At 74.3% G+C, this 15,306-nt stretch carries 14 protein-coding genes; 3 read left to right on the top strand and 11 right to left on the bottom strand.

Translation table 11 applies throughout. The annotated features are described in order from the left end of the window. Positions 1–21: 21 nt before the first annotated feature. The 4 genes from proC to SLAV_RS21305 all read right to left on the bottom strand — a co-directional run bounded on the left by proC (position 22) and on the right by SLAV_RS21305 (position 3,112). On the bottom strand, positions 22–831 hold the full coding sequence (proC, locus tag SLAV_RS21320) for a pyrroline-5-carboxylate reductase (protein WP_030236760.1): 810 nt from the start codon (positions 829–831) through the stop codon (positions 22–24). 95 nt (positions 832–926) lie between these two features. Then, entirely contained in the window at positions 927–1,664 is a 738-nt protein-coding gene (locus tag SLAV_RS21315) for an ABC transporter permease (RefSeq protein ID WP_030236763.1), read from the bottom strand. After that, positions 1,661–2,521, bottom strand: coding sequence for an ABC transporter ATP-binding protein (locus tag SLAV_RS21310; protein ID WP_051841277.1), 861 nt, complete (start codon positions 2,519–2,521; stop codon positions 1,661–1,663). The genes SLAV_RS21315 and SLAV_RS21310 overlap by 4 nt, the downstream gene beginning before the upstream one ends. A 57-nt stretch (positions 2,522–2,578) precedes the next feature. Beyond that, positions 2,579–3,112 carry a hypothetical protein gene (locus SLAV_RS21305; RefSeq protein WP_030236768.1) on the bottom strand — a complete coding sequence of 178 codons (534 nt, stop codon included), beginning with the start codon at positions 3,110–3,112 and terminating at the stop codon, positions 2,579–2,581. A gap of 205 nt (positions 3,113–3,317) precedes the next feature. Here SLAV_RS21305 and SLAV_RS21300 point away from each other — a divergent pair, with 205 nt between their 5' ends. Continuing rightward, positions 3,318–4,697: a S41 family peptidase gene (locus tag SLAV_RS21300; protein ID WP_030236771.1), complete on the top strand. Its 1,380-nt coding sequence runs from the start codon at positions 3,318–3,320 to the stop codon at positions 4,695–4,697. A gap of 81 nt (positions 4,698–4,778) precedes the next feature. Here the strand turns inward: SLAV_RS21300 and SLAV_RS21295 are convergent, their stop codons facing one another. Further along, entirely contained in the window at positions 4,779–5,081 is a 303-nt protein-coding gene (locus SLAV_RS21295; protein ID WP_030236773.1) for an SH3 domain-containing protein, read from the bottom strand. Between the two features lie 106 nt (positions 5,082–5,187). On the opposite strand from SLAV_RS21295, the gene SLAV_RS21290 reads away from it, so the two are divergent. Beyond that, positions 5,188–7,323 (top strand): protein kinase domain-containing protein, encoded by a 2,136-nt coding sequence (locus tag SLAV_RS21290; protein ID WP_030236775.1) that lies wholly within the window; start codon positions 5,188–5,190, stop codon positions 7,321–7,323. Positions 7,324–7,411: 88 nt separating this feature from the next. Here SLAV_RS21290 and ilvD read toward each other — a convergent pair whose 3' ends face one another. The 5 genes from ilvD to SLAV_RS21265 all read right to left on the bottom strand — a co-directional run bounded on the left by ilvD (position 7,412) and on the right by SLAV_RS21265 (position 12,542). Then, complete coding sequence (gene ilvD / locus SLAV_RS21285; RefSeq protein ID WP_030236776.1) at positions 7,412–9,265, bottom strand: dihydroxy-acid dehydratase; 1,854 nt, start codon at positions 9,263–9,265, stop codon at positions 7,412–7,414. Positions 9,266–9,387: 122 nt separating this feature from the next. Beyond that, positions 9,388–10,065, bottom strand: a complete 678-nt coding sequence (locus SLAV_RS21280) for a TetR/AcrR family transcriptional regulator (RefSeq protein ID WP_078950547.1) — start codon at positions 10,063–10,065, stop codon at positions 9,388–9,390. Then, a complete protein-coding gene (locus SLAV_RS21275) occupies positions 10,062–10,886 on the bottom strand; it encodes a sugar phosphate isomerase/epimerase family protein (protein ID WP_030236781.1) in 825 nt (274 codons plus the stop codon). Before SLAV_RS21275 ends, SLAV_RS21280 begins: the two co-directional genes overlap by 4 nt. A gap of 56 nt (positions 10,887–10,942) precedes the next feature. Beyond that, complete coding sequence (locus SLAV_RS21270; protein ID WP_030236784.1) at positions 10,943–11,593, bottom strand: class I SAM-dependent methyltransferase; 651 nt, start codon at positions 11,591–11,593, stop codon at positions 10,943–10,945. Between the two features lie 22 nt (positions 11,594–11,615). Beyond that, positions 11,616–12,542, bottom strand: coding sequence for a Ppx/GppA family phosphatase (locus SLAV_RS21265; RefSeq protein ID WP_030236792.1), 927 nt, complete (start codon positions 12,540–12,542; stop codon positions 11,616–11,618). A 62-nt stretch (positions 12,543–12,604) separates the two neighbouring features. Here SLAV_RS21265 and SLAV_RS21260 point away from each other — a divergent pair, with 62 nt between their 5' ends. Further along, positions 12,605–13,423 (top strand): DUF3109 family protein, encoded by an 819-nt coding sequence (locus SLAV_RS21260; RefSeq protein WP_030236794.1) that lies wholly within the window; start codon positions 12,605–12,607, stop codon positions 13,421–13,423. Between the two features lie 5 nt (positions 13,424–13,428). On the opposite strand, the gene SLAV_RS41070 is transcribed toward SLAV_RS21260, so the two are convergent. Continuing rightward, positions 13,429–15,213: a BACON domain-containing protein gene (locus SLAV_RS41070; protein WP_030236797.1), complete on the bottom strand. Its 1,785-nt coding sequence runs from the start codon at positions 15,211–15,213 to the stop codon at positions 13,429–13,431. Positions 15,214–15,306: the final 93 nt, after the last annotated feature.

Raw genomic sequence — 15,306 nt, 5'->3', positions numbered from 1 at the left:
CGCCCGTGGCGGGCGGTGCGGTCAGTTGGCTCCGGAGGCGAGTTCGCGGCTGCGGTCGCGGGCCGCCTCCAGGGCCGCGATCAGGGCCGCGCGGACGCCGTGCTTCTCCAGTTCGACGATGGCGTTGATGGTCGTGCCGGCCGGGGAGGTGACGGCCTCGCGGAGCTTGACCGGGTGCTCGCCGCTGTCGCGGAGCATCACGGCGGCGCCGATGGCGGCCTGGACGATGAGGTCGTGGGCCTGGGCGCGGGGCAGTCCGAGGAGGATGCCGGCGTCGGTCATGGCCTCGACCAGGAAGTAGAAGTAGGCGGGGCCGGAGCCGGAGAGGGCGGTGGCCGCGTCCTGCTGGGACTCGGGGACGCGCAGGGTCTTGCCGACGCCGCCGAAGATCTCCTCGGTGTGGGCGAGGTGGGCGGCGGTGGCGTGGCTGCCGGCCGAGATGACGGACATGGCCTCGTCGACGAGGGCGGGGGTGTTCGTCATGACGCGGACGACGGGGGTGCCGGGGGCGAGCCGTTCCTCGAAGAAGGAGGTCGGGATGCCGGCGGCGCCGCTGATGACCAGGCGGTCGCCGGGGACGTGCGGGGCGAGCTCTTCGAGGAGCTTGCCCATGTCCTGCGGCTTCACGGTGAGGATGAGGGTGTCGGCGCGCTTGGCGGCCTCGGCGTTGGTGACGGCCTCGACGCCGTAGCGGGTGCGGAGTTCCTCCGCGCGTTCGGGGCGGCGGGCGGTGACGAGGAGTTTCGCGGCGGGCCAGCCGCCGCGGATCATCCCGCTGAGCAGGGCCTCGCCGATCTTGCCGGTACCGAGGACTGCGACTGTCTGGGTCATGCCCGATTCACCTCGCCGAACGAACGTAAGGACGTACGCGCTCATCCTTGCACCCGGGTACGGGTGGGGCCGGGTGTGTCCGGTCCGTGGGCGGTCTACGGGGTGCGGCGGCGCAGGGTGGCGGCGCCGAGGGCGAGGACGAGGAGGGCGCAGGCGGCGACGACCACGGTGTCGCGGACGAAGTCGGCCGTCATGTCGGTGTGGGTGAGGACCTGGGTCATGCCGTCGACGGCGTAGGACATGGGCAGGACGTCGGAGAGGCCCGAGAGGACCGGCTGCATGGTGTCGCGGGCGGCGAAGAGTCCGCACAGGAGCAGCTGCGGGAAGATCACGGCCGGCATGAACTGGACGGCCTGGAACTCGGACGCGGCGAAGGCGGAGACGAAGAGGCCGAGGGCGGTGCCGAGGAGGGCGTCGAGGAGGGCGACGAGGAGGAGCAGCCAGGGGGAGCCGACGACGTCGAGGCCGAGGAGCCAGAGGGCGAGGCCGGTGGCGAGGAGGGACTGGACGACGGCGACGGCGCCGAAGGCGAGGGCGTAGCCGGCGATGAGGTCGCCCTTGCCCAGCGGCATGGCGAGGAGGCGTTCGAGGGTGCCGGAGGTGCGTTCGCGCAGGGTGGCGATGGAGGTCACGAGGAACATCGTGATGAGGGGGAAGATCCCGAGGAGGGACGCGCCGATGGTGTCGAAGGTGCGCGGGCTGCCGTCGAAGACGTAGCGGAGCAGGGTCAGCATCAGGACGGGGACCAGCAGCATCAGGGCGATGGAGCGCGGGTCGTGGCGGAGCTGGCGCAGGACGCGGGCGGCGGTGGCGGTGGTGCGGGCGGCGTTCATCGGGTCTGCTCCCGGAGGGCGGTGACGTTGGAGGCGGCGGCGTCGCTGTCGGCGTCGGCGTGTGCGTTGGCTTTGGCGTTGGCTTCGTCGACGAGGCGGAGGAAGCCCTCCTCGACGGTGGTGGCGTGGGTGCGGGTGCGCAGGGCGTCGGGGGTGTCCTGGGCGAGGATGCGGCCCTCGCGCATGAGGAGGAGGTCGTGGCAGCGCTCGGCCTCGTCCATGACGTGGGAGGAGACGAGGAGGGTGGCGCCGCGGGTGGCGGTGATGTCGTGGAAGAGGTTCCACAGGTCGCGGCGCAGGACGGGGTCGAGGCCGACGGTGGGTTCGTCGAGGACGAGCAGTTCCGGGGAGCCGAGGAGGGCGACGGCGAGGGAGACGCGGCTGCGCTGGCCGCCGGAGAGGTTTCCGGCAAGGGCGTCGGCGCGGGCGGTGAGGTCGACGTCGGTGATGGCGCGGGTGACGGCTTCGCGGCGGCGGTCGGCGGCGGCGCGACCGGGGTCCAGGACGGCGGCGAAGTAGTCGAGGTTCTGCCGGACGGTGAGGTCGTCGTAGACGGACGGGGCCTGGGTGACGTAGCCGATGCGGGAGCGGAGCGCGGGGTGGCCGGCGGGGTGGCCGAGGACGTCGAGGGTGCCGGTGACGTGGGCCTGGGTGCCGACGATGGCGCGCATGAGGGTGGATTTGCCGCAGCCGGAGGGGCCGAGGAGGCCGGTGATGCGGCCGCGGGGGACGTCGAAGGCGATGTCGTCGAGGACGGTGCGCGGGGTGCGGCCGGTGCCGCGGCGGACGGTGAGGCCGTGGGCGTGCACGGCGGGCGGCGCGGCGGAGGGCGGCGTCTCGGACCGGTTATTCATCATGTGATGAATAATGCTCCCGGCGGTGCCGCTCGTCAATCGGCGGGAGGAGCGCCCGGGTTACTTCCTGCGCTTGGGGCGGCGGGCGGCCGGGTTGCCGGTACGGGTGCTGCGCCGGCGGGCGTACTCGGCCACGGCCCGCTCGTACTCGGCGCGGCGGAGCTTCTCGCCGGGGGCTTCGACGAGGCAGCGCAGGAAGTACGCGATGAGGGAGCCGATGAAACCGATCGCCTTCAGGCCCTTGAGGGCGGCCTCGTCCGAGGACGGGGCCGGGCGGCGGCCGAAGGACTCCCAGGTCTTGACGAAGGCGATGGAACTGGCGATCGCGAAGAGCACGACCACGGAGATGCTGAGGAACGGACCGACGTTGCCGATCTCCAGGCCCTCGTAGGCGAAGCGCAGGAGGTACGCGGAGGCGAAGGCACCGAGCAGCGAACCGGCCGCGACGGCGACGCGGCGCAGGACGTAGCCGTTGTCGTGCTCCACCCAGGTGGTGCCGAAGAACTTGATCGGCTCGGGCCGGGGCCCGGGGGCCGGCCCGTCCCCGCCCGCTTCCCGGCCGTGGGTCTGGTCTCGTCGGTCGTCGTCGCTCACAGGAGCGATTATCCCCCGGCGGGGTGCGGGCGCCGGGGGCGTCTCGCGTGGCGGAACGGGTGACCTCGCGGCGGGCGGGCGGCCACCGGGCGGCACGGGGGCTGGCCCCACCCCCGATCGGCCGGACAGCCGGATGTCCGGGAGCACCCCGGGTCGGCGACGGTGGGGCGGTACCCGGCAAGCCGACCACAGACAAGGCAACATCGTGCGCATCGTCACGGCCACCGCCGTCGCCCTGGCCCTCGTCGTCGCGGGCGCGCCCGCCGCCGGCGCCCGGCAGCCCGCCGCTGCCGCCGCCACCGAAGGAATCTGGCGCACCGACGGCTACGGCACCGTACTGTCCATCCGGAACGGAACCCTCCAGGAGTACCAGACCACCGCCGTCAGCTGCCTCGAAGGCGCCTCCGCACGACGGACCGGCCCCGACGCCTACACCAGGACCGACGGCACCGTCCTGACGGTGCGCACCCGGGGGGACCGCGACAGCGGGTCCGTGCGGGCGGACGGCGACGTCGGCGAGCGGAACCTGCGCAGGATTGCGGAGCTGCCCGGCGCCTGTGAGCATCAGGGCCCCCGGGACTCGCTCGCCGCCTTCGACGTCTTCTGGCAGTCCTTCGAGGAGAACTACCCCTTCTTCGCCGCCAAGGGCGTCGACTGGCACGCCGTGCGCGACCGGTACCGGCCCCGGGTACACGCGCAGACGCCCCCGGACGAGCTCTTCGCCGTCTTCAGCGAGATGGTCGGGCCGCTGCACGACGCCCACGTCGCGGTCCGGGACGGCGACCGGATCTTCGCGCAGGGGCGCCCCGGCACCGTCCAGCCCGACGGCACGGTGGACGCCAGGGCCAAGGAGTTCGTCGTGGAGCGCGACCTCAAGGACGCCCGGAACCTCCAGGACTTCGCCAACGGGCGGATCACCTACGCCGATCTCCCCGGCGGGCAGGGCTACCTGCGGATCTCCGGCTTCACCGGGTACGCGGCGCCCGGGGCCCCGTACGCCGCCCAGCCGGCCGAGCTCGACCGCGCGCTGGATGCGGCCCTCGGGCGGGAGCGCGGCCGGCCGCCGAAGGGCCTGGTCATCGACCTGCGGATCAACGGGGGCGGCTCCGACGCCCTGGCCGTCCACCTCGCCGGGCGGCTCACCGACAGCCCCTACACCGCCTACTCCAAGCGGGCCCGCAACGACCCCGCCGACCCCACCCGGCACACCCGCCCCCAGCCGGTGTACGTCACGCCCGCCCAGGGCGGTCCGCACTACACCGGGCCGGTCGTTCTGCTGACCGGCGGATCGACCGTCAGCGCGGGGGAGTCCTTCACCCAGGCCCTCATGGACCGGCCGGGCCGGACGGTCCGCATCGGGCAGCCCACGCAGGGCGTGTTCTCGGACTTCATGGTGCGCGCCCTCCCCAACGGCATGGAGGCCTGGCTGCCGAACGAGGAGTACCTGACCCGGTCGGGAAGGACCTTCGACGGCACGGGCATCCCGCCGCACCTCACCGAGCCGGTCTTCACCGAGGAGGAGTTCGCGGGCGGGAGGGACTCGGCCTTCGACCGCGCCGTGGAGGTCCTGCGGTCACAGCCGTAGGTCCCGTCACCGGCCCGGCGCCGGCCGGGCCCCTCGTGCGAGGGGCCCGGCCGGGCCGCGTCCGTCTCCGGGCGCGCGGCCTCAGTCGCAGCGGCCGGCCACGTAGCCGTCGGTGCCGGTCTTCACGTAGGAGTCCGAGATGAACTTCCCGTTGCCGATGCAGTCCCAGATGTCCGTCGTGCCGTACGGGCCCGAGACCGTGGTCCCCGGGCACTGGCAGCGGATCGAGACGCTCGCGCCGAGCGGCAGGGTGTCGACGATCGCGTAGCCGGTGCCGGGACCGCTGCGGACGTTGACCCGGTAGCCGGGCGCGACCGGGAACATCGGCAGGCCCGCGGTGGCCGCGAGGCTCTGCGCTTGGCCTGATTCGTTCTCCACTGACATATGACGTCTCCCCCCATGGGTGTTGCGCTGCGCAACGCGCGCAGGGTAGCAAGCCCTTGGATGCTCGCATGTGCCATCGACTAGGCTCCGACGGGGGTGGTGAGCGGTGCATTCGCTGCGCGCGGACTACGCGGGGTTTCCGGAGTACGCCGGGCAGTACCGGCTCGAATCCGTGCTCGGCTCCGGTGGCATGGGCGTCGTCCATCTGGCCGCCTCCAGCTCCGGGCTGAAACTCGCCGTCAAGGTGGTGCACGCCCAGCACGCGGTGGATCCGGAGTTCCGGGCGCGGTTCCGGCAGGAGGTCGCCGCCGCCCGGCGGGTGAGCGGGGCGTTCACCGCGCCCGTCGTGGACGCCGATCCGGACGCCGAACGGCCTTGGATGGCCACCCTGTTCATCGACGCCCCGACGCTTTCCGAGCGGGTACGCGAACGCGTGCTGGACCCGCCGGAGCTGGCCCGGCTCGCCGCCGGACTGGCGGAGGCGCTGCGGGACATCCACCGGGCCGGGGTCGTGCACCGGGACCTGAAGCCCAGCAACGTGCTGATGGCCCCGGACGGGGTGCGGGTCATCGACTTCGGCATCTCGCGCCCGGCCGACAGCGACCTGCGCACCGAGACCGGCAAGCTGATCGGGACTCCGCCGTTCATGGCGCCGGAGCAGTTCCAGCGGCCCCGCGAGGTCGGGACCGCGGCGGACGTGTTCGCGCTGGGGGCGGTGCTGGTGCACGCCGCGACGGGGCGGGGGCCGTTCGACTCCGACAGCCACTACCTCGTGGCGTACCAGGTGGTGCACAGCGAGCCGGACCTGACGGGGCTCCCGGCGCGGCTCGTGCCGATCGTGGCCCGGTGCCTGGCGAAGGACCCGGCGGACCGGCCGACCGCCGACGCGCTGATCGCCGAGATCCGGACGGTGACGAGCCCGACGGGCGAGGACACCCAGGCCTTCGTACCGCACCCCCGGCGGCCCGTGGCCGAGGAGGAGATCACGCACCGGCGGGACCGGCCGGCCGTGGATCCCGCTGCTCCCGGCGACCCCACGGACGCGCCGCGCGGGCGCTCCGGACGCCGGAAGGCGGTCACTTCGGGGGCCCTCGCCCTGCTGCTCGCCGCCGTGGCCGCCGGCGGGTACCTGTGGTGGGACGCGCGGACGCCCGGGCGGGGCGCGCCGCGGGTCTCCGGGGCGTCGTCGGCGGCGGACCTCTCCGTGCCCCCGTGGTCGGTCCCGCTGGGCGGGCACACCGTGTCCTGCTCGGCCGGGGCCTCCGGGCTGATCTGCTCGGGCCGCGGGCTGGCCGCGGCCCGGCTCGACGCCGGAGACGGTTCCACGACGTGGGCGGTCCGCACGAACGCCCCGGACCAGCCGGGTGCCACCACCATGACCCCGCTGCACGCGGGCGGGACGGTACTGGCGGCGGCTCCCGGCGGCGAGCTCCTCCAGGCCCTGGACCCGGGTACGGGTGCGGAGCGCTGGCACCAGAAGCTGCCCGCGGGGGCGCGCGTGGTCGCCGCGGGCCCGCACGTCCTGCTGGTGGCGCCGAACGGGAGCGTCACCGCCTTCGACGCCGCGTCGGGTGCCCAGCGCTGGACCAGGCACGGCGAGCCGGGGTCCGGGTGGTGGGGTGCCCAGGGCCCGAAGGGCGAGCCCGTGTTCTACGTGTCCACGGCCGATCCGGCCGGCAAGTCCACGCAGGTCTCCGAAGTCGACGCGGCGAGCGGCGAGGTCCGCTGGCAGGTACGGGCGGGGGGCCGGCTGCAGCCGTTCGGCACGGCACGCGGTGCGCTCTGCCTGCTGGACAACGATCCGACGACCCACGCGGGCGCCGTCGTCCGGATCGACCTGTCGACGCGCTCGGTCCACCGGGTCCAGCTGTCGGCCCCGCTGTACGACGCGCAGGCGACGGTGGAGCCGGACGGAACGGTGTACGCCTTCGGCACGCAGGGCGCGGTGGTGGCGGTCGACACGAACAAGGAGCTGTGGCGGCTGGAGACGGGCGCGGCGAGCGCGTCCGCTCCCGCGTTCCTCGACGGGCGGGTGTACCTGACCGTGTCGGACGGCCGTCTGCTGGCCGTCGACGCGGCGAAGGGGCGGCTGCTGGGACAGACCAGGGCCCGCATGGCCTCCGGCCAGGGCACGGTGAGCGCCGCGGTCCCCGCCCCGGTGTTCTCCGGCGGCCGGGTCTACGCCTCCGCCCCCGACGGCACCGTCTTCGCCGTGGACGCCCGCAACCCCGCCGGGTGGTGAGCCCCGGCGCCGAGCGGCGCGTCGGGAAGGGAACGCGCGGAACCCCGCCGGGCGGTGGGCCGCCCGGCGGGGCTGCGGAGGTGGTGGGTCAGCCGCCCAGGCGGGTGACGTCGCGGACCGCGCCCTTGTCGGCGCTGGTGGCCATCGCCGCGTAGGCGCGCAGGGCCGCGGAGACGTTGCGCTCGCGGTCCTTGGGGGCGTAGACGCCGCCGAGGGCCGCGTGACGGGCGGCCAGCTCCTCGTCGGAGACGAGGAGCTCGATGGAGCGGTTCGGGATGTCGATGCGGATCCGGTCGCCGTCCTCGACGACGGCGATGTTGCCGCCCGAGGCCGCCTCCGGGGAGGCGTGGCCGATGGACAGGCCCGAGGTGCCGCCGGAGAAGCGGCCGTCCGTCACCAGGGCGCAGACCTTGCCGAGGCCGCGGCCCTTGAGGAAGGAGGTCGGGTAGAGCATCTCCTGCATGCCGGGGCCGCCGCGCGGGCCCTCGTAGCGGATGACGACGACGTCGCCCGGCGCGATCTGCTTGCTGAGGATCTTCTCGACGGCCTCGTCCTGCGACTCGCAGACCACGGCCGGGCCCTCGAAGGTCCAGATCGACTCGTCGACGCCGGCGGTCTTGACCACGCAGCCGTCGGCCGCGATGTTGCCGCGCAGGACGGCGAGGCCGCCGTCCTTGGAGTACGCGTGCTGCACGGAGCGGATGCAGCCGCCCTCGGCGTCGAGGTCGAGGGTCTCCCAGCGCTCGGACTGGGAGAAGGCGGTCGCGGAGCGCTTGCAGCCGGGGGCCGCGTGCCACAGCTCCATCGCCACGTCGGAGGCGGTGCCGGAGCGCGCGTCCCACTGCGCGAGCCAGTCCTCCAGGTTGTCGGAGTGGACGGTGTTGACGTCCTTGTTGAGGAGTCCGCCGCGGTGCAGCTCGCCGAGAATGGCGGGGATGCCGCCGGCGCGGTGGATGTCCTCCATGTAGTACGTGCCGCCGGGCGCCACGTTCGGGGCGACCTTGGCCAGGCACGGGACGCGGCGCGAGACGGCGTCGATGTCGGTGAGGTCGTAGTCCAGGCCGGCCTCCTGGGCGGCGGCGAGGAGGTGGAGGATCGTGTTCGTGGAGCCGCCCATGGCGATGTCGAGGGCCATGGCGTTCTCGAAGGCCTCGCGGGTGGCGATGTTGCGCGGGAGGACGGACTCGTCGCCGCCCTCGTAGTAGCGCTTGGTGATCTCCACGACCGTGCGGCCGGCGTCCTCGTACAGGGCGCGGCGGGCGGTGTGCGTGGCGAGGACCGAGCCGTTGCCGGGGAGGGCGAGGCCGATGGCCTCGGCGAGGCAGTTCATGGAGTTGGCGGTGAACATGCCCGAACACGAACCGCAGGTCGGGCAGGCGTTCTCCTCGATGCGCAGGACGTCCTCGTCGGAGACGTTCTCGTTCGAGGCGTCGACCATGGCGTCGATCAGGTCGAGCTTGCGGACGGTGCCGTCGACGAGGGTGGCCTGGCCGGCCTCCATCGGGCCGCCGGAGACGAAGACGACCGGGATGTTGAGGCGCATGGCGGCCATCAGCATGCCGGGGGTGATCTTGTCGCAGTTGGAGATGCAGATCAGCGCGTCGGCGCAGTGCGCCTCGACCATGTACTCGACCGAGTCCGCGATCAGGTCGCGGGAGGGGAGGGAGTACAGCATGCCGGCGTGGCCCATGGCGATGCCGTCGTCGACCGCGATGGTGTTGAACTCGCGCGGGATCGCGCCGGCGGCGCGGATCGCGTCCGAGACGATGCGGCCGACGGGGGCCAGGTGGGTGTGTCCGGGGACGAACTCGGTGAAGGAGTTGGCGACCGCGATGATCGGCTTGCCGATGTCCTCGCTCGCTACGCCCGACGCGCGCATCAGCGCACGAGCGCCTGCCATGTTGCGGCCGTGGGTGACGGTGCGGGACCTCAGCTCGGGCATGCGGTTTCACTCCCCATGAGTGCGGCTGTACGGTCAGCCGCGACTGCGGATATGGCTCGGTTACAAAGCTACGCCCACCGCCCGCGATCCGGACGGCTCGTCCGGATGCCGGGACGGCGGGCTCACTCCTCGGTCAGGTAACGCTGGAGCGTGGGGGCCACGAGGGCGACGATCGTCTCCGGGTCGGCGGACGCGAGCGGCTCCACGCGGACCACGTAGCGCAGCAGCGCGATCCCGATCATGTGGGAGGCGGCCAGCTCGGCCCGCAGCGTCGGGTCCGGGACGTCGAGGTCGGCGGCGACCCGTTCCAGGACCCGGCGCAGGATCAGGCCGCGCAGCACCTTGGCGGCGGCCTCGTGGGTGAGGGCGGAGCGGATCACCGCGAGCAGGGGGGCCCGGGAGGCCGGGTTCTCCCAGATGCCGAGGAAGTAGCGGGCCAGGCGTTCCCCGATGCCTTCGGGGCCGTGGCCGACGATCGCCGGGACCACCAGGGCGGGCTCCATGCTCACCTCGATGGCGGCGGCGAAGAGGTCGTCCTTGCTCCCGAAGTAGTGGTGCACCAGGGCCGGGTCCACGCCGGCCACCTTGGCGACGCCGCGGACGGACGTCTTGTCGTAGCCGCGTTCGGCGAACACCTCGCGGGCGGCGAGGCGGATCCGCTCCTGGGTGCCGGGGCCGTCCTCGGTCTCGTCCTGGCGGGGCCGGCCGGGGCCGCGGCGCCGCTTGACGGGCGCGGCGGACGGCTCCGCGGGCGGCTCGGGGTGCGCCGAGGGCTCCGTCGGCTCCGACGGCTCCGTCATGGGCGGTGCACCGGCTTCGAGAGGTGCAGGCGGGTGAAGGCCAGCGCCTCGGCGAGGTCGGCCTCGCGCTCGGCGGACGACATGGCGCGGCGGGTGTTGACCTCGATGACGACGTGCCCGTCGAAGGAGGTCCGGGCCAGGCCGGTGAGCAGCTCGGCGCAGGGCTGGGTGCCCCGGCCGGGGACCAGGTGCTCGTCCTTGGCCGATCCGTTGCCGTCGGCGAGGTGGATGTGGGCGAGCCGGTCGCCCATCCGGTCGATCATGGCGGTGGCGTCCGTACGGGCGGTGGCGGTGTGCGAGAGGTCGACGGTGAAGTGCCGGTAGTCGTCCTTGGTGACGTCCCACTCGGGCGCGTAGGCGAGCATCTCGCGGTCGCGGTAGCGCCAGGGGTACATGTTCTCCACGGCGAAGCGGACGTCGGTCTCGTCGGCCATCCGCCAGATCCCGTTGACGAAGTCGCGGGAGTACTGCCGCTGCCAGCGGAAGGGCGGGTGCACGACGACGGTGCTCGCGCCCAGCTTCTCGGCCGCCGCGCGGGCGCGCTGGAGCTTGATCCAGGGGTCGGTGGACCACACGCGCTGGGTGATGAGCAGGCAGGGGGCGTGGACGGCCAGGATCGGGACCCCGTGATGGTCCGACAGCCGTCGCAGGGCGTCGACGTCCTGGCTGACCGGGTCCGTCCAGACCATGACCTCGACGCCGTCGTAGCCGAGGCGGGCGGCGATCTCGAAGGCGGTCGCCGTGGACTCCGGGTAGACGGAGGCGGTGGAGAGCGCGACTTTCGGGGTGGAGGTGGTCGGGATACGGACTGGTTCTGCCACGGGGACAGATTACGGGGCCCCTGCCCCGCCCGGGCGGCCCGGCCCCGGAAGCCGTCTCAATGCCGCCGCCAGACCAGCGTGTAGCGCCAGAACAGCCGGCGGCGCAGCCGGGCGCCGGGCAGCAGCCGGGCGGCCCCCTCGGCGATCTCCGCGAAGGTCATGGACGCGGGCCGGGTCGGGGCGGTCATCGAGGGCGGGCGGGGTGCCGTACGCCCCCGGTTCCTGATCCAGCCCAGGGCGGCGTTCAGCGGGACCGCGACGGCGCCGAGGAGGTGGTCGCCGCGGGTGCTCGCCCGGTACGCGCCGACGACGACCAGGGTCCCGCCGGGCGCGAGCCGCTCGCGGAAGTGGCCGAGGGCCTCGGCGAAGGGCAGGTGGTGGAGGACGGCCACGCACGTGACGACCTCGTACGTCCCCTCCTGCGCCAGCGCCTCCCCGACGGCGAAGGTCACCGGGGCCCCGGCGGGGGTGAGCTCCCGGGCCCGCTCGACGATCCGCGGATCGGCGTCGACCCCGTGGACGGCGGCGGCGCGCGCGGTCAGCGCCCTGGCCAGGTCGCCGCTGCCGGAGCCGACATCCAGGGCGCGGGCGCAGCGCCGGGGCAGCCGGCGCAGGATCCACCGGTGGTAGTGGGCGTTGTGGTCCCAGGGGTGGGCGTCGTTGAACCGGCCGAGCGCCTCGATGACGCGGGGCGTCAGGATCGTGATCACCGGGTGATGATCGCCGGGGCTACGGCAGGTGGTCCAGCCTCCGCAGGATCACGCCCTCGCGCAGGGCCCAGGGGCAGATCTCCAGCTCGTCCACGCCGAAGAGGTCCATCGCGGCCTCCGCCACCAGGGCCCCGGCCAGGAGCTGGGCGGCCCGGCCGTCCGAGACGCCGGGGAGGGCGGCGCGTTCCGCGGTGGTCATGGCGGCCAGGCGCGGGACCCACTCCCCCAGGGACTTGCGGGTCAGGTCGCGCTGTACGTAGAGGCCGTCCGCCTCCCGGGCCGCGCCCGCGATGCGGGCGAGCTGCTTGAAGGTCTTCGAGGTGGCGACGACGTGGTCCGGGGCGCCGAAGCGGCTGAACTCGCCGACCGTGCGCGCGATGCTGGCCCGTACGTGGCGGCGCAGGGCCTTCACGTCCGCGGGGTCCGGCGGGTCGCCGGGGAGCCAGGCGGAGGTGAGGCGGCCGGCGCCGAGCGGGAGGGAGACGGCCGCGTCCGGCTCCTCGTCGATGCCGTACGCGATCTCCAGCGAGCCGCCGCCGATGTCCAGGACCAGCAGCTTGCCGGCCGACCAGCCGAACCACCGCCGGACCGCGAGGAAGGTCAGCCGGGCCTCGTCGTCTCCGCTGAGCACCGGGAGCTCCAGCCCGGTCTCGGCCTTCACGCGGGCGAGGACCTCGTCGGCGTTGGTGGCCTCGCGCACCGCGCTGGTCGCGAAGGGCAGCAGGTCCTCGCAGCCCTTGTCCTCGGCTGCCTGCACGGCCTCGCCGATCACGGAGACGAGGCGCTCTATGCCCTCCGCGCTGACGGCCCCGCGCTCGTCGAGGAGCTGCGCGAGGCGCAGTTGCACCTTGTGCGAGTGCGCGGGCAGCGGGCGCGCGCCGGGGTGCGCGTCCACCACCAGCAGATGGATCGTGTTCGAACCCACATCGAGGACACCGAGTCTCATGCGGGAAACGCTACTGGGCCGAACGCGTGGGAGAGGAGTAAGGGGCCCTTAGGCTGGGCTTTGTGCCAAATACGAAGAAGGCCAACAAGACCCGGTCGAAGAAGGACAAGGGCGAGGTGCGGGACGAGAAGGGGCTCGACTTCCCCCGGGCCTGGGTGGAATTCCCCGACCCCGCCGATGACGAGCAGGTCTTCCGCTGCGACCTGACCTGGCTGACCTCCCGCTGGACCTGCATCTTCGGCAGTGGCTGCCAGGGGATCCAGGCCGGGCGGGCCGATGACGGCTGCTGCACCCTCGGGGCCCACTTCTCCGACGAGGACGACGAGAAGCGGGTCGCCGAGCACGTGGCGCGGCTCACACCGGAGCTGTGGCAGTTCCACGACGTCGGGAGCGAGTCCGGCTGGACGCAGCTCGACGACGACGGGGAGAAGCAGACCCGCCGCTGGGACGGGGCCTGCATCTTCCTGAACCGGCCCGGTTTCCCGGCCGGGGCGGGGTGCTCGCTGCACATCCTGGCCCTCAAGGGGGGCCAGGAGCCGCTGGAGACCAAGCCGGACGTGTGCTGGCAGCTGCCGATCCGCCGGACGTACGACTGGATCGACCGCCCCGACGACACGCGGGTGCTCCAGGTGTCCATCGGTGAGTACGACCGGCGCGGCTGGGGCCCGGGCGGTCACGACCTGCACTGGTGGTGCACGTCGGCGACCTCCGCGCACGGCGCCGGCGACCCGGTGTACGTGTCGTACCGGGCGGAGCTGACGGAGCTGATGGGCGCGGAGGGGTACGCGGAGCTGGTGAAGCTGTGCGAGGCGCGGCTGGCCTCGCTGCTGCCGATGGCGCCGCACCCCGCGGATCCGGTGCCCCCGGCGGACCGCGCCTGAGGGGGTCAGGACCCGGTGGGGGCCGGTCCGGGGGAAACCGTTCCTCCTGAGGACGGTTCCGGGGCCGGGGGGTCCGTAGGCGTGGGCGTCGGGGTAGGCGTGGGAGTCGGCGTGGGGGTCGGGGTCGGCGTGGGAGTGGGCGTCGGGGTCGGGGTCGGGGTCGGTACGGGGTCCGGCGGGTCCGGGGTGGGGGCCGGGCGGCCCCGGCCCTGGACGGAGATCACCGCGCCGGCCGGGTCCACCCCGACGCGGGCGCTCCAGGCGCCGACGGGCTGGGCCCCGGCGTCCACGGTGATCCGCAGAGTGACCGATTCTCCGGGGGCCAGGGTGCCCGCCGTACGGCTCGCGCGCAGCCAGGGCGCGTCCGACCAGAGCCGCCAGTCGACGGGGCCGCCGCCGAAGGCCGTGAGGGTGAGCAGGGTGGTGGAGCCGCGGGTGGTGGCGGCGACCGTGAGCCGGCCGGGGGCGCCCGGGGCGTCCGCTCCGGGGGTGGCGGGCGCGCCGCTGCTGATCACCTCCACGGAGACGTCGGGGCCCGCGGCGCCGGGCGCGAAGCCGGGCTCGCCGGTGGTGCGCGCGGTGTTGCCGGTGTTCTCGTAGGCGGTCAGGGGGCGCCCCTCGGCCGCGTACGGGGGCGGGATCTGCGATTCGCTGGCGGAGATGCGGGTGCCGTCGCCGCCGACGGGTTCGCCGGTGGCCGGGGCGCCCCGGTAGGCGGCCCACAGCGCGAGTACGGGAGCGGCGACGACGGTGGCGACCACGGTGGTGGTTACGGCCCGCGCCCGGAGCCGGTCGCGGCGGGCGGCGCGGTCCTTGGGGTCCATGGGGAAACCGGTCCGGTCGAAGCGCGGTCCGGGGCGCCCGCCCCGGCGCCGGCCCGAGCGGAGCATCGCGGCGTGCAGGGCGGGGCGGGGGGCCGGGACCAGCGGGAGCGCGGCGTGGACACCGCCGGTGCCGGGCCAGGGCGCGCCGGCGCCGACGCGTTCGGCGGCGCGGCGGCAACGCGGGCAGTCGTCGACGTGGCGGACGAGCTCGGCGCGCAGGGTGCTGGAGAGCAGGACGTCGCCGGGGACGCCGTCGCCCCGGTCGCCGGTGAGGCGGGCCACGGCCGGGCAGTTGCCGGTCTCCACGACGGCGAGGGCGGCGCGGGTGCGCTCCACCTCGCAGGCGGCGCCGGACAGCAGCTCCCGCGCGGCGGCGGCCGGGGTGCCGAGGACGGCCGCGAGCTCTCCGACGCCGAGGCGGTGGCGGACGGCGAGTTCGAGGGCCTCGCGCTGCTCGGGGGTGGTGCCCGCGGCCTCGGGCCAGGCGAGGCGGGCCAGCTCGGTACGGCGGTGGGCGCTGACGTCGGGCCCCGGGCGCTCTTCGGGAGCATGCCCGGCGTCCGTGTGCTCCGGCGTACGCCGAGCGGAATGCGCCCCCGGGCGTGCGCTGCGCCGCTCCGCCAGCCGGCTCAGGCAGCCCCAGCGGGCGAGGGCGTACAGCCAGGCGCGGCGGCCGCCCTCGTCGGGGCACCGGCCGGGGTGGCGTTCGGCGACGGCGAGGACGTCACCGAGCACCTCGGTGGCGGTGTCGTGGTCGCAAAGGACGGAGAGGCAGTAGGTGAACAGTCCGTCCAGGTAGGGCTCGTGCCGGGAGGGCGGGGGCCGTTCGTCCGGGGCCGCCGGACGGGCGGGGGCCGCGGGGCGCGCCGAGGCGGCCCGGTCCGCCGGGTCAGCCGAGGGCGTGCGCCCGTGCGCCCGGTGTGCGCCGGTGCGCGACGCGGGGTCTCCCTGGTTGCTGCTGGTCACTCGGCGACCGTAGGCGGCGCGCCGGTGACGCCCCGGAAGCCTTCAGCAGTTTTAGCCCTTACGGGTGAACAGATCGGTACCCCGCTGACAGCG

The organism is Streptomyces lavendulae subsp. lavendulae (assembly GCF_002803845.1).
GTDB classification, from domain to species: domain Bacteria; phylum Actinomycetota; class Actinomycetes; order Streptomycetales; family Streptomycetaceae; genus Streptomyces; species Streptomyces lavendulae.
Note: the sequence above shows the minus strand (reverse complement) of the source record. Positions and strands in the feature narration are given on the sequence as shown.